Below are 14,877 nucleotides of genomic sequence, written 5' to 3' on the forward strand. Positions count from 1 at the left end.
GAGGCCTTTCATGTTATTCATATTTCATATCATGAATTGAGGGAGGGTGTGAGGTGGAGTGGTTGCACTCGTAGTCGGGGCCACAGGGCTTGTGGGTCGTATGGTAGCCGAAGAACTGCTGGGCCGTGAGGAGGTGGAGGAGGTCCGCGTGCTGGTACGAAGACTTCCTGATGTTGCGCATCCCAAGCTGTTGCCTATTCTGGTGGAATGGGATCAGCTAGATCGATATAGCGAAGCTTTTTCCGGCGTCCATAGCGTGTATTGCTGCCTGGGAACAACGATCAAAAGGGCCGGTTCCCAGCAGCAGTTCCATAAAGTGGATGTGGACTATGTCATCAAGACAGCGGAGCTGGCTAAGCGGCACGGGGTAAGACAATTTATGGCGGTCAGCTCCGCAGGCGCCAATCCGAAGGTGCGTAATTTTTATCTTCGGACCAAGGGAGAGGTTGAAGAGAAGCTGGCGAAGATTGGTTTTTGGGGGCTGCATCTGTTCAGACCGTCATTACTGCTGGGCGAGCGGCCCGAGTGGCGGTTTGGAGAGCGGGTGGCATCGGTTCTCATGACTTCCCTCGACTTTGCATTCAAAGGTCCGAAGCTGGCCCCATACCGGGCTATACCTGCGAGAAAAGTAGCCAAGTCGATGGTGAATATCGGCTTAACGGATATGAAAGGCCACCATGTGTATACCAATGAAGTCATCCATGTTCTCGGCGAGGCTGCCGATTAAATTTGCCAGAGTACCTGTGGCAGATTACAATGTACACAGATAGGAATACATAGAAAGGGTGACAAAACATGAGTAAACATATCATATCGACCAACAAAGCCCCTGGAGCTATCGGACCATACAGCCAAGCTGTTGAAATCAATGGATTTGTGTATACTTCAGGCCAACTGGGATTGAATCCGGAAACAGGGGAATTCGGTGAAGGGGTTCAGGAGCAAGCGAAGTTGTCGCTCAACAACGTAAAGGCGATTCTTGAAGCAGCCGGGACAAGCCTCGACCACGTGGTGAAAACCACCGTATTTTTGAAGGATATGAACGATTTTGCAGCGGTGAACGAAGTGTACGGCAGCTTCTTCTCCGAGCCATACCCAGCACGCAGCGCCGTTGAGGTTGCTCGTTTGCCGAAGGACGGACTGGTTGAGATTGAGGTCATCGCCGTTAAGCAATAAGCGATTATCAATGTAAAAAGGAGCTTTGCCTGCATTGGCAAAGCTCCTTTTTTAAGAGACAAGAAAGTATAAAGATCCGAGGCTCAGCATCCTTATCTCGCAAGAAAAACTTCCTGTCTTCTGAGAAAGTACGTCGATGGACGTTTTTCTTATGTTTATTGGAGATCGTGCACATTGAGTAATACGAACCTACGTTCTATAATAAACGGAGAAGCAAGTATATAGGTCAAACTAATAATAGGGAGGGGATATCTTGGGGATGGAGCCTAATATGAATAAGAATATTCGAGAATGGATGGAGCAATATCAGGTATCCGGTTTAAGCATGGCACGGATTGCTGAAGGTCATATTCGGGTGGCAGAAAGCTACGGCACTTTGGAAGCTGGAACCGGCAACATGGTAACCGGACATTCAATATTTAATGCTTGTTCGATCAGTAAATTCGTTACCTCGATGCTCGTTATGAAGCTGGTTGGTCAAGGGCTGCTGGATTTGGATGAAGATGTTAATGTTAAACTTACCACCTGGAAAGTTCCAGAGAACGAATTCACCCGGCATAGCAAAGTGACCCTCCGAACATTATTGTGCCATCAGTCGGGAATCATGGATCCTGAAGGCAGTTTTGGCGAATGGGACTCCGCGCATGGTTTCCCTTCTATGGTAGAACTGTTGGAGGGAAGGACGCCATATTGCAATGAAGCGATTCGTGTCACATATGAGCCCGGGAGTGAATTTGCATACTCGGATGCCGGTTTTTGCATCATTCAATTGCTGATCGAAGACGTGTCTCGTAAGCCATTTCAGGTGCTGATGAAGGAGCAGGTATTTGAACCGTTAAATATGAAGGACAGTATACTGAATCCGACCATTTCCCAATCCATAAGCGGACAGTTATCATGTGGCCATAACAAGAACGGGGAGTTAGTTCAGGGCAAATATCCGATGTACCCCTACGCGGCAGCATCCGGTTTATGGACCACACCATCCGATCTAGCCATCTTGGCGATTGAATTCATGGATTCTTTAAATGGCAGAAGCAGAATAGGGTTATCCGAGGATAGAGCGAAGGAATGGATTACTCCTCAATGCAGCAAGGAATGGACCGGGCTGGGTGTTTTTTTGGGTGAGTCTGATCAAGAGGTTGAGGTTTCATCACTCGGATGGGGTGTAGGATTTCAATGCATGATGACCATGCGGCCGTATTCAGGGAAGGGGATCATAATCATGACAAATACAGATCTGGGTGTTCATCAATCCAAGGGGATTATAGGAGATATTCAAAGATCAATGGAATAGAACCCTTTCAACCCCTTGGATTAGATCAACAACAGTCTTTACGTTTGATCGAGTAGGAAGCGAATCGAAAGCAAGAAACTTCTCTTTTGCGTAAGATCCGGTCTCGGTTTAATACCGGGATCTTCTCCGATTGCGCGTAAAGAAGAGCCATATGGCATATACAAGCAGGACGATAGAGAGTACAAAGGCGGTCATTAAGATGCTGTCGGTCTCCCGGTGCTCGGCTGCGATGGCGATGTAAGCCCAGGTGAAGACCAGCGGCACGATGCTGTCCCGGTAACGTTGACCGATCAATATGGCGAGTAATGCACCAATACAGAGCAGCACAATCCCCAAAGTGGTCTCGCGCAGGCCAAAGAGGCTCCAGTCATTCTTCTGAAACACGATCCCGACATTGACGATAAAGGCAGGGCACACCCAGCCGATATATAGGCTGAACGGCAATTTCAGACAGAACTTCTCGCCTGTCGTCGGATAATCTATCGTATGCGTACGCACATACAGAACCCACAGGGTTAACAGCAGTAAGAACATCATCACGACAGACCATTCAATATACAAATAGTGCCACAATACAAGCCACGCCATATTAAATACACAGCTAAGTATAAACCATGGTCCGATGGATCTTACGGAATCGCGGTTTCCGGTATCACGACGCAGCTGGTAGATGACAAAAAAGAACAGCAGCACATAGATGACGGACCATATGGAAAAGGCATATCCTGCGGGGGTGATCGCCGTATAATACATATCCGATATCTCCCCGGTTGTTCTGCCGCCAAGCGGCAGCATGCCTGATAACACATTCATGGCGATTACCCCGGCGAAAAACAGCAGATTCCACCAGCGGTACGGGTTGTTGCGGTACATATAATCTCCTCCTGATATCAGTCTGGAATATATAGAATATACCCAAAAGAATGAATATCGAGCCAGCAGCTAAGAAAGGGGCACCGGCCCTTCACTTAACTCATATGTTTCTTGCGGTATTCGTTGGGCGTGAACCCCTCCATCTTCTTGAACACTTTGCTGAAATACTTCTCATCCTGGTAACCGACCATCTCCGCGATTTGGGCGATCCGGATCTGGGGATTGAGCAGCAGCGTTTTAGCCTTGTCGATTCGAATCCTCCCGAGAAAATCCGATAGCGTCACACCGAATTCCTGCTTGAATTTGCGCGAAATGTATTCCCTGCTAAGAAAGAACTTCCCCGCAATTTGCTGAAGTGAAATCTCCTCATGATAGTGCTGCTCCAAATAGCGGGCAATGTCATGAATGATATGATTGTCCTTGGAATGAATCTGAGTAAGAACGCGGGATGCCGCATAAAGCCTTCCGCTGATCTGTTCGCGCCAGCGATCCCAGCAGATCATGCCATCCTCGCTGTAAGGAAGCGGGAAGGGAGGGTCTTGCGAGATTTCAGCGTCTTCGACGGGTTCTTGCGTGCTGCTTACCTCATTTTCCGTCCAGTGATACTGAATCCAGTCCCATTCTGAATTCCACCTTGCCAGATGCTCAGGCGATACGAGATCCCTCTCCCGAACATCCTGCAGCCACTCTTCCGTGGCTGTCTCGATGCGTTCCTTACTCCCGCTGAGTGCAGCCAGCTTGAATTTCTCCTCGTAGGAGGAGAGCCGCAGGGTGCGCGAGCCTTCGCTTTCAACGGCACGTTCGCGATGAATACGGCATTTGCCGGTTAATAAATTGCGGCTGTATAAGGCTTGGACGGCATTTAGATAAGCCTTCGGCAGATCGTCGGGAAAGGCGCCTGCTTTGGCGGCACCGAAATGGCTCCGCCTGCGAAGGGTAGAGAAGAACCCGTCATTTATTCGATCCAGTACGTCGTTAAAGGGAAGCCGCGGATTCCAACAGAGAATAATGATTTCCCCGGGTTTGTCGATATGTCGAAAGGCAACCCCCTGATCCATTAACAGCTCATTGCAAATATTAATGAGCGTGAAGGATAACAGATGGCGCCTGTTGCGGAATTTGGACAGCAAAGCTTCGTCAAATTGATCATCGCGTAGCACCGCAACATTATAGACCATGCTGGTTACTGGCAGCGTCATCCGGTTCCGCAATTGAGAAACCACGCTGTCCTTGTTGCCATAGCCGTTAACTAGATCCGAGAGCAGGCGGTCCATATAGAAAGGGGTCATCTGATTCATTTCGATATTCTGATTGGTAATCTGCTGCCGTTTCTCTTCCTCGAGCTGCCAGGTTTGAACCGCTTTGGTCAGTGCCTCGTTCAAGCTGTCCGGTTCAACGGGCTTGAGAATATAGTCAATGCCTCCCGAACGGATCGTATGACGTACATATTCAAAATCATCATATCCGCTAATGACGAGCACTTTAATATCCGGTTTCGTGTTATGCAGCCAGGTGAGCAGCTCCAGTCCGTTTTTGCGGGGCATTCGCATGTCGGTCATGACAATTTGCGGTTTGTTCTCCTCGATTAAGCGCACCGCTTCCTCACCGTCAGCGGCCTGATCGATTTCCGTGATTCCATGCCGCTCCCAGTCTGCCAGGAGCCCTATAGCCTCCCGCACATGCTGTTCGTCATCTACGATCAATACTCTCATTCTACTGTTCACTCTCCCATATGTTGATATCGAGCGTGACCCTGACGCCGTGTGGCACTACATTCTCTATCGTTAACCCAGCCTTGTTGTCGGAGTATAAGTTCAAACGCATCAATACGTTTAAGAGCCCGATCGAATCATTGCCGGCATCGTGTCGGTCAGGGTGGCCGTAAGCAGTTGCAAGCTTGCTGCGAATCGAAGCGAGCTCGGCCTCTTCGATGGATGACCCGTTATTTTCAACGACGACGATCAAGCGGAGATCTTCCGAGATGAGGGAAGATATGGATATATGTCCGACGCCGGCGTGTGTATTCATGCCATGCTTGAAATAATTCTCGACAATCGGCTGCAGGATCATTTTTGGAACCGGAGCCGTAAGGCTCTCCGGATCCAAATCCCATGTGATGTCCAGTTGGTCCCGGAACCGTTGCTTCTGCAGCTCAAGGTACAGCCGCACATGGTTGATCTCATCCTGGAGCGTTACTTTGCCCTCGCTGTTGCGCATATTGTAGCGCATCATATTCGCCAGTGAAGAGAGCAGGGAATAGATTCGCGGCACATTGTGCTGCAGGGCCAAGGTACCAATCGACTGAAGCGAATTGTATAGGAAATGCGGATCGATCTGAGCTTGGAGTGCCTTCAACTGATTGGTTTTATTGGCGATTTCCAGCCGGTACTCACGCAGGATCAGGTTGTTGATGGTGTCCATCATGGTTCGGAAGCGGCGGGAGAGAATCCCGATCTCATCCGGGCTTGTAACCTCAATATCCACGTCAAGCCGCCCGGTTTTCACCTGATTCATATAGCTTGTGAGTTGTTTAATGGGTTTTGTAATCCGAATGGATATCCATAGCGTGCCGAATATGACAATGAACAGTGCTAATATCGCAATAATCGCGTTAATGCTCGTTAGTTCTGTCGAATGTTTGTACAGCGTTTGATGCGGGATTTGTTTGACTAGCGTCCAGGGAGCATAGGGCAAATCCAGCTTCTCGTAGACGATCATCGCGTCTGCGCCATCGTAATATCCATGATCCGCTTGAGCGATTTTGCCCATAAGCACAGGGTCGTCCAGACGTTGCCCTCTCTGCTGCGGATCCGGACCGTAGATGATGCTTCCCTTGTCATCAATCAAGTATAGCTGTTCTTCCCCTTTAGCATACAGCTGATCGCAAATAGCCAAAATACTGTCAAGTTTCACATCGATGGCCATAAGGGCATATTGGTCGGGTGACGGTACGTTGGTGATGGATCGATAGAAGGTGAAAACTTCAAAATTCAGAATGTCCGCAGGCCGCGGTGGGAACCCGTAACTGTGCACCTGATGGACGGGCTCGATGGCCGTATTGCCCGTGCCGAACTCTTCAATTTTGTGATAGGGCGCCTGTCGGAATTCCCTGCGAGGCAGATTGCTGGATACTTGGGTGGACTGTCCAGTCAAATTATTGTGCAGATAGATTTGATGCACGTCTTGCGTGCCCGTTTGAATGGCCTGCAAGGTCGTATATAGCTCGGCTACAACCCGGTGATTATCGGGATCCAGAGCAAGATTGCGCAGAAAATGGGGATCGGAATATACGGACAGGGAGGCGCGGTCGATGCCGCGCAAATAGTTCATCAGATTGGTCGCTCCTTGATAAATCAACCGTATATTTTCATTCACCGTCTGCTCCTTCACGGACTCGCGGGTATGCGTAAAAGTAATGAATAGCGAGAGCAGGAGCGGAATGGTAGTGACAGCGAGCATGAACGTGATCAGCCGGGTCTGGATGCTGCGGTATTTCATGAAGGATCACCCCCTGGATTATCGAATGGGCATAAGCGCGTATGGTCAATATTTTACACCTAACGGTTCATGATTCTCCGTGTTTATTGTTTACAGGTTACCGCATAATGGCTGTACATCATACAACAACTTAACGAAAAGGGGAGATCAAGGGATGAATCGAAAAAAATCTTCGGCGCTGCTGCAGCAGTTTCTTTTCGTGGGACCTTCCACTATTTTTTTCATCCTGATCATGATCATTCCGTTCCTTCTGGGTCTTTATTATTCCTTCACGAACTGGAATGGCGTGTCAAGCAAAATCGACTTTGTCGGCTTTGATAATTTTGTTACCATCTTTACCAATGATGATAAATTCCGTGATGCCTTCTGGTTCACAACCCGGTTTACGGTGCTTGGCGTCATCCTGACGAATCTGCTCGGATTTTTACTGGCTTACTTCCTGACCAAGCCGCTTAAGACGCGAAACATCCTCAGGACGATCTTCTTCATGCCAAACGTGATCGGCGGCTTGCTGCTCGGTTTCATATGGCAGTTTATCTTTGTCAAAGGGTTTGCAGCGATCGGCAATGCCACGAACCTGGGATTCTTTAACCTGCCGTGGCTTGGCACCAAGGGGACTGCCTTCTGGGCAATTGTAATCGTTTTCGTCTGGCAGACGGCCGGTTACCTGATGGTTATCTACATCTCCTCACTTAACAACGTGCCGAAGGATATTCTGGAGGCTGCCGAAATTGACGGTGCGAGCAGAGGGCAGGTCCTGCGGTCCATTATTATCCCGCTTGTCATGCCGGCGGTTACGGTATGTTTGTTCCTGGCGATTTCCTGGTCCTTCAAAATGTTCGATTTGAACCTATCCTTAACTAAAGGCGGGCCGTTCGGTTCCACGGAGTCGGTGGCCATGAATATTTACAACGAGGCTTATACGAATAACCGTCTCGGACTCGGAACGGCGAAGGCAGTCATCTTCTTCATCGTGGTTGCCATCATAACAAGTCTGCAGGTTCGATTCACGAAGAGCAAGGAGGTTGAGGCGTAATGGAGACCACGAGAAAATACCGGCTGAACACCATGGCCACCGAGATCATCATGATCATCGTAGCCTTGCTCTTCCTGGTCCCGTTCTACTTCCTGTTCGTGAACTCCGTCAAAACCTTCGGCGATCTGTTGACGGACTCAGCAGGGCTTCCGACCACTCTTGAATGGAGCAACTATTCGCGGGCGTGGGATATCACCAACTTTCCGCAGGCGTTCTGGAACTCGCTGGTCGTTACGATTGCGAGCAATCTGCTGCTGGCGATGTTAAGTGCCATGACCGCCTACCAGATGGTTCGCCGGAACACGCGATTTAACCAGATCATGTTTGCACTGTTTGTGGCGGCGATGGTCATTCCGTTCCAATCGATCATGATTCCGCTCGTGAAAGTGACGGCAACGCTTGGGATTAACAACAGCTTGTATGGACTTATTATCTGTTACTTGGGCTTTGGAGTTCCGCTGAGCGTATTCCTGTTCCATGGGTTCGTGAAATCGATTCCGATGGAGATCGAAGAAGCCGCAACTGTAGATGGATCCAGCGGATACGGCGTCTTCTTCCGGGTGGTATTCCCGCTGATGAAGCCGATGTTCGTTACAGTCATCATCCTGAACACCCTGTGGATCTGGAATGACTATCTGCTACCATCCTTGATCCTGCAGTCCGCAGAGCTTCGGACCATTCCAATTGCTACTTTTGCCTTTTTTGGGCAGTATACGAAGCAGTGGGATTTGGCTCTTCCGGCGCTGGTGCTGGGGATCATGCCGGTCATTATTTTCTTCCTGGCCATGCAGAAATACATCATTGAAGGCATCACGCAAGGAGCGGTGAAGGGATAGCCGTCAATCGGTCAATTCCCTCCCCCTCAAAGATCAATATAATACCTGATTTAACGAAAAAAGGTTGATTATACTGAAAAAGAAAACGCTATCAATGAATGCTGCACACAATTTATAGAAAAAAAAAGGGAGGATTCACAATGAAGAAATACGGTAAGCTGCTCCTGGTCATGGTTCTGGCTTTCTCCACGCTTCTTGCGGCCTGCGGCGGCAAGAGTGAGGACAATCAAGGCGCTGATGGTGGCGCCGAAGGCGGAACGAAAACAATTAAGATTTTCCAATTTAAAGTCGAAATCGCCGAGGCTCTGAATAAACTGAAAGCTGAATACGAAAAAGAACATCCCGGCATTAAGCTGGACATTCAAACCGTTGGCGGCGGCTCCGATTATGGCGCGGCGCTGAAAGCGAAGTTCGCTTCCGGCGATGAGCCGGACATTTTCAACGTTGGCGGATATCGCGATCTCGAAACGTGGTTCGAGAATGTCGAGGATCTCTCGGATCAGCCATGGGTCAAGGACGTGGTTGACGTTGCCAAAGAGCCTATGACCAAAGACGGTAAACTTTACGGACAACCGATGACTATCGAGGGTTATGGATTCATTTATAATAAAGACTTGTTTGAGAAAGCGGGTATTACCGAGCTTCCTAAGACGCTTACGGAGCTTGAGGAAGCGGCCAAAAAACTGCAAGCGGCTGGCATTACGCCATTCGTTAATGGATACCAAGAGACCTGGATTTTGGCCAACCACTTGTTGAACATTCCATTCGCCCATCAAGAAGATCCGGGTTCATTCGTCAAAGGAATGAATGAAGGTACGGAGAAACTGGTAGGCAACGCGAAATTCGACGAATGGATGAGACTGTTCGACCTTACTGTTCAGTACGGTCAGAAGAACCCGCTGACGACAGATTACAACACGGAAATCACGACCTTTGCCAGCGGTGAAGCAGCCATGACCCAGAACGGGAACTGGACGCAAGTGCAAATCGACGGCATTAATCCGGATCTGAACATTGGCCTTCTGCCAATGCCGATCAATGACAATGCCGAAGAGAATGACAAGCTTCCGATCGGTGTGCCAAACAACTGGGTCGTGAACAACAAATCCAAGGTGAAGGATGAAGCCAAGGAATTCCTGAACTGGCTCGTTACTTCGGAGACCGGTAAACGTTATATTACAGAAGAGTTCAAGTTCATCCCGGCACTGACCAGCATCGAGGCGAATAGCGAGACGCTTGGCGATCTGGGTAACGATGTCGTGAAATACAGTAAAGAAAACAAAGCGCTCAGCTGGGAGTTCAACAAATTCCCTGATGGCGGTATGAATGAATTCGGCAGCCAGATGCAGGGTTATGTTGCTGGCAATGTGGACAAGAACCAATTGTTCGAAGGCATTCAGAAATCATGGGAAAGCTTGAAGGCGAAGTAATCACGAAGGTGACGTCTACCATGCTATACCATCGAAATGATCCATTGACGTGAATAGGGGCTGTCTCAAAGATATATCGTCTTTTTGAAAACAGTCCCGACGTCATTCATGCATCATAAAAGGTCGAAGACAGACTCATTTAGAGCGCTGGTCTTCGACCTTTTTGTTTGTCACATACCTTAGCTTTGGGGCAACGTCTTTATAGTTGATAAGTATGCCCCGTCCCAAGGGGAAGAAGAAGCGGAGCATGGTTATTACTAATAATTATTTCGGATCAGTAAATAAATAATGAGACCGACAATAGGGAAGAACAACAAGCCCAGCACAACCAGAATCGCAAATTCGGGGCTGCGGCCTTTTCGCCTGGCGTCATTATAACCCCATACGCAGACGGCAATGTGAAGAAAGAACAAGAAGAATCCCAGTAATAACGTCACAATTCCTAAGATACCAAAGCCAACAAAACTCATAATAAAATACCCTCCCGAACTCTAAATGTATGATTTACATACGGTCGATCAGCAGAAGGGTCGCAAAAAAACAAAAAGATTTGGAATTTTCCTGCCGGGGGTAACCGGAGATTGCATAAGAATAGGGATATTTTATTAACCTATATAGGAGAATTCTGCAATACATAGATCACAACGAAATAGTAAATACATGGTATGATAAAGGTTGACGTTATTTTGGCGTGGGAACGATTTCGCCATCGTTTTGAAATGTTGAAGCTATCGTATAAGATAGTAATAATATCTATAAAGCAGGAAAAGACGGGAGACAACGATGAATCAACCGCTCTATGGCGTATGGCTAGGTGACGTATTCTTTTGTTTTTCCGGTGAGGTTTCGGAACCGAGAGTGGATGCTTGGAGCCGCGTGGTCCGTACCTTTCGCAAACCGGATGGAACCCGTCCCTTCGCTAACGCTTCCCTCCGGCTTGCCGAGCTCAGATATCCGGCCAAAGTCCTCGGATCGAAAAGCACACGGCGTCCGGAACGGAAGACACTTGGCGGACGGACGATGGAAGGGCTTGCTCTGACACCGGGAGACGCATTTCAATTGCTGATCTCGCTGGATTCTGAGTATTATCAGACTCAGGGACTAAACGTCGGTGAAGAAATGGAATATTGGGTACAAGTGAGCAGATTTGCATTGGAGCTGCTCCTGCAAGGGAAGTTTGCACCGGGGACAGCCGAGGTGCCTTCCGTGGGCAGGCGCCGGACAACGATGCAAAATATAAAAGCGGTATGGAAGCCGCAGCTGTCTGCCGAGGATACAGCACGCTTTTTGCAGCTGGCAGCGAATATCCCGCCCATTGCGATTGGGACGCCCGCAGCTCTTGCCGGATTCGATCCTTCAACCCGTGAGGAAGCAGGGGCTATTGTGCTGTATTCTTTTCTGTGCGGCGTGATCGACAGCCAGGCCCGGGCAGCTGTCCGTGAATCGGAGGATAAGCTTCGGACCTATCTGGCGAATTACCGGCGGGGACAATCTCCCCTGGCCGAGCTGTGGTGGAACAGCCTGTTGACCGTCAGTCGGGATATTCCCATTCAAGGGACGGCTGAGGAAGTTAGCGAGCTGGAGGAAGCTGTTGAACGTGTTGGAGGGACAACGTTTCCTTATGCCAGCGGGGAGGATCAGCCTCCCGAGAACGGAACCGTTGGACTAGGACTGCGGCTTGAGCCGCCTTTGGACGAGACCCAGAAGGACTGGAAGGTGTCCTTCTGGGTACGAAGCCAGGAGGACGAAGGCTTATCAATGCCAGTCCGCAGCATTTGGGGAAATCCGGAATCGGATCAGCTGATCCGTGGGCGGATGTATTCTAGGATTCAGCTGCAGCTGTTAATGAAGCTGGGAGAAGCAGTAGAACTGGCACCGGAGCTGGCCGCAGGCTTGTACGGGCGTGCTCCCGAGAGCGTGTCGCTATCGCTTGACCGCTTGTCCACGTTTATGAAGGAATCGGTTCCGAAATTAACGGCGAGCGGAGTCACGGTCCAAATGCCTTCACGATGGAGCAGGGAAGGGCGCCGCCGCGTCGGCTTATCTCTCAAAATGATGCCGGATGCAAAATCATCCGGTGAAGCGCATCGACTGCCGGTGTTAGGCATGGAGCATCTAGTCAGCTTTCAGATATCTGCAGCGATGGGAGGCCAATCCCTGACGCGCGAAGAGTTAAAGTTTCTGGCCGAACAGAATCTGCCCTATGTCCAGTTCCGCGGGGAATGGGTTGAGGTGGATCTGAAGGAGATCAACCAAGTGCTGCGGTTCATGAAGCGCCATGAGAAGGGCGAGATGGAGCTTGCGGAATGGATGCACCTTAGCGCTGATATGGATGGAGAACGCCTGTGGAAGGGTCTCTTTATCGAAGAAGTGGAGACAACGGGTTTGCTATCTTCTTTACTGGATGGAGAGACGTCCCGCAAGCTGCCATCCCGCCCGATTCCTTCCTCGCTTCACGGCGAACTGAGACCGTATCAGGAACGGGGATATCAGTGGCTAAGCGTGATGCGCGATTTGGGATTTGGTGTTTGCCTTGCCGACGATATGGGACTTGGAAAAACGGTACAGGTCATCACCTGTCTGCTGGAGCGTCTCAATACGGAATCCGCTGGCGGTCCGGTGCTGATTATTTGCCCGACCTCGCTTCTGGGTAACTGGCAGCGGGAAATTCAGCGATTTGCACCGGATCTGACCTTGCATGTGCACCATGGCGTTCGACGCCTGCGTGGCGAAGACTTTTTGCAGGAAGCGGCCAATCATGATATCGTGCTGACCACCTATCACTTGGCGGGAAGAGACGGCGGTGATTTATCCGCTATCCAGTGGTCGAGTGTGGTGCTCGACGAAGCACAATATATTAAGAATTACCGTACGAAGCAAGCGCAGAGCGTCATGAAATTATCCGCGCCTCACCGTATTGCCATGACCGGAACACCGGTGGAGAACCGTTTGGCGGAGCTGTGGTCGATCTTTCATTTTCTCAATCCGGGATATCTCGGCTCCTTTAACACCTTCCGTCAGCGCTATGCGCCAGGAGAGGGGCAGCAGGAGAGATTCCGTGAGCTTCATAAGCTGGTATCTCCATTCATGCTGCGCAGACTCAAGAGCGATCCGGATATCCGCAAGGATCTGCCGGAGAAGCTGGAATTGAAATCATATTGCCCGCTGACCGAGGTTCAAGGCGCGATGTACCAAGCGGTTGTCGATGAGATGATGGGGCAGATCGAGAGCCGATCGGGCATAGCCCGCAAGGGACTCGTGCTTTCGTCCCTCACCAAGCTGAAGCAAATATGCGATCATCCGCAGCTGCTTCGACATGACGAAGGACGCGCGGTGCGTGCGGAGTCCTCGGGCAAAATGGAGCGTATGCTTGAAATTCTCGACAACATCGCAGATGTCGGAGAATCGGCGTTGATCTTTACCCAGTATGTGGGCATGGGTGAACTGCTGGTAAGCATGCTTGGACGTAAATACGGGAAGGAGCCGTATTTCCTTCACGGAGGGGTGCCCAAGCGGGAACGGGATGAGATGGTACGGGCATTCCAGGCAGGCGAGGGGCCCGAGTTCTTTGTTCTCTCGTTAAAAGCCGGGGGCGTAGGCCTGAATTTGACCCGCGCGAACCATGTGCTTCACTATGACCGGTGGTGGAACCCGGCGGTCGAGAATCAGGCGACGGACCGTGTATTCCGGATCGGGCAGCACCGTAACGTTCAGGTGCACAAGCTGATTTCTCAGGGAACGCTGGAGGAGCGGATTGACGAGCTGATCGAACAGAAGAAGGCGCTATCCGAGCAGGTTGTCGGGTCAGGCGAAACATGGCTGACAGAAATGTCGGACGGTGAGCTCCGCCAGCTGATTGAGCTGCAGGAGCAAGACTGGATGTAACCGGATTGCGTACGGCGCATGGAGCAGCTGATAAGACATACAAAAATGGATGCCAGGGAGGTGTGGGCTATGGAATCTGCGGAATCGGCCGAACGAATCAGGCTGGAGATCGAACCTGGATGGTTAAAGGGGAAAGTGGATGGAGCCGATGAATCATCGGGGACGTATGAGGTCAGCGTTCAGGTGAAGACGCTGAACCCCGCTGCCCGTGAGGCGGTGCTGGCTTATCTGGAGGAAGACCCGCAGGCGCTGTACCGCCTGCTTGCAGGGCAGGACGCCCTTTGGCTGGCCGAGCTGGCGCCATCGCCCCTGCAGGGCGAAGAGCCGGCCGCCGATGCCCGCTGCACCTGCGGCCAAAGGGCCTGCGGGCATGCCGCAGCCTTGCTGGCTGCCGCGGCCCTGCGGCTTGCGGCAGAGCCGCTCCAGCAGCTGACGCTGCTGGGGCTGCCGCGGGAAGCGCTGCTGGCCGGCGTCTTCGACGCCTGGGCCAAAGCAGCCCCGCCGCCAGCAGGCGGCTCTGCCGCAGAGCAGGCCACCCGGGCGAAGGAGAAGGGACCGTCCGGTCCTTCTCCGGGCGAATGGGTGGCCGAAGCGGCGGCCGAGGGCCGACTGCACCGGCCCGGCCCGCAGCTTAGCGAGCTGGCGGTGCAGCTATCACCGCCGCCTCCGGCAGATCAGCTAGGTCCAGTCGGCGACTGGACAAGCTTACTGCCTGGCGTTCGCGGCGCTTCCAAAGCGCTCAGCGTGATTGCCCGCGGAGCGGCCAAGCAAGCCGAGCAGAAGCGTCGCAATTTGAAGTCGCCGTAAGGTTGGAAATCCATCACAGAATTGTAATGGATTTGATAG

At 50.9% G+C, this 14,877-nt stretch carries 12 protein-coding genes; 8 read left to right on the plus strand and 4 right to left on the minus strand.

Features of this window, described 5'->3' with window-relative positions; all coding sequences use genetic code 11:
- The first annotated feature begins 100 nt into the window (after positions 1-100).
- The 3 genes from MKY48_RS03715 to MKY48_RS03725 all read left to right on the plus strand — a co-directional run bounded on the left by MKY48_RS03715 (position 101) and on the right by MKY48_RS03725 (position 2,473).
- Positions 101-727: an NAD(P)H-binding protein gene (locus tag MKY48_RS03715; protein WP_339273383.1), complete on the plus strand. Its 627-nt coding sequence runs from the start codon at positions 101-103 to the stop codon at positions 725-727.
- 68 nt (positions 728-795) lie between these two features.
- Positions 796-1,176: a RidA family protein gene (locus tag MKY48_RS03720; protein ID WP_213647915.1), complete on the plus strand. Its 381-nt coding sequence runs from the start codon at positions 796-798 to the stop codon at positions 1,174-1,176.
- Between the two features lie 271 nt (positions 1,177-1,447).
- Positions 1,448-2,473, plus strand: a complete 1,026-nt coding sequence (locus MKY48_RS03725) for a serine hydrolase domain-containing protein (protein WP_339270132.1) — start codon at positions 1,448-1,450, stop codon at positions 2,471-2,473.
- Positions 2,474-2,581: 108 nt separating this feature from the next.
- Here the strand turns inward: MKY48_RS03725 and MKY48_RS03730 are convergent, their stop codons facing one another.
- The 3 genes from MKY48_RS03730 to MKY48_RS03740 form a co-directional block, all read right to left on the minus strand.
- Positions 2,582-3,346 carry a tryptophan-rich sensory protein gene (locus tag MKY48_RS03730; protein ID WP_339270134.1) on the minus strand — a complete coding sequence of 255 codons (765 nt, stop codon included), beginning with the start codon at positions 3,344-3,346 and terminating at the stop codon, positions 2,582-2,584.
- 95 nt (positions 3,347-3,441) lie between these two features.
- Positions 3,442-5,058 carry a response regulator gene (locus tag MKY48_RS03735; protein ID WP_339270136.1) on the minus strand — a complete coding sequence of 539 codons (1,617 nt, stop codon included), beginning with the start codon at positions 5,056-5,058 and terminating at the stop codon, positions 3,442-3,444.
- Position 5,059: 1 nt separating this feature from the next.
- Positions 5,060-6,844, minus strand: coding sequence for a sensor histidine kinase (locus MKY48_RS03740; RefSeq protein ID WP_339270137.1), 1,785 nt, complete (start codon positions 6,842-6,844; stop codon positions 5,060-5,062).
- 154 nt (positions 6,845-6,998) lie between these two features.
- Here MKY48_RS03740 and MKY48_RS03745 point away from each other — a divergent pair, with 154 nt between their 5' ends.
- The 3 genes from MKY48_RS03745 (at position 6,999) to MKY48_RS03755 (ending at position 10,146) form a co-directional block, all read left to right on the plus strand.
- Complete coding sequence (locus tag MKY48_RS03745; RefSeq protein WP_076326018.1) at positions 6,999-7,880, plus strand: sugar ABC transporter permease; 882 nt, start codon at positions 6,999-7,001, stop codon at positions 7,878-7,880.
- Complete coding sequence (locus tag MKY48_RS03750) at positions 7,880-8,716, plus strand: carbohydrate ABC transporter permease (protein ID WP_339270139.1); 837 nt, start codon at positions 7,880-7,882, stop codon at positions 8,714-8,716. Before MKY48_RS03745 ends, MKY48_RS03750 begins: the two co-directional genes overlap by 1 nt.
- 140 nt (positions 8,717-8,856) lie before the next feature.
- The gene (locus tag MKY48_RS03755) at positions 8,857-10,146 is read left to right on the plus strand and encodes an ABC transporter substrate-binding protein (protein WP_339292298.1); all 1,290 of its coding nucleotides are present in this window, start codon (positions 8,857-8,859) and stop codon (positions 10,144-10,146) included.
- Positions 10,147-10,403: 257 nt separating this feature from the next.
- Here MKY48_RS03755 and MKY48_RS03760 read toward each other — a convergent pair whose 3' ends face one another.
- Positions 10,404-10,616 (minus strand): PLDc N-terminal domain-containing protein, encoded by a 213-nt coding sequence (locus MKY48_RS03760; protein WP_339292299.1) that lies wholly within the window; start codon positions 10,614-10,616, stop codon positions 10,404-10,406.
- 313 nt (positions 10,617-10,929) lie between these two features.
- Here MKY48_RS03760 and MKY48_RS03765 point away from each other — a divergent pair, with 313 nt between their 5' ends.
- Positions 10,930-14,031 (plus strand): DEAD/DEAH box helicase, encoded by a 3,102-nt coding sequence (locus tag MKY48_RS03765; protein ID WP_339292300.1) that lies wholly within the window; start codon positions 10,930-10,932, stop codon positions 14,029-14,031.
- Between the two features lie 69 nt (positions 14,032-14,100).
- Entirely contained in the window at positions 14,101-14,838 is a 738-nt protein-coding gene (locus MKY48_RS03770; RefSeq protein ID WP_339292301.1) for a hypothetical protein, read from the plus strand.
- The last annotated feature ends 39 nt before the right edge of the window (positions 14,839-14,877 follow it).

Origin of the sequence: Paenibacillus sp. FSL W8-0187, from assembly GCF_037969755.1 — a bacterium.
Taxonomy (GTDB): domain Bacteria; phylum Bacillota; class Bacilli; order Paenibacillales; family Paenibacillaceae; genus Paenibacillus_AQ.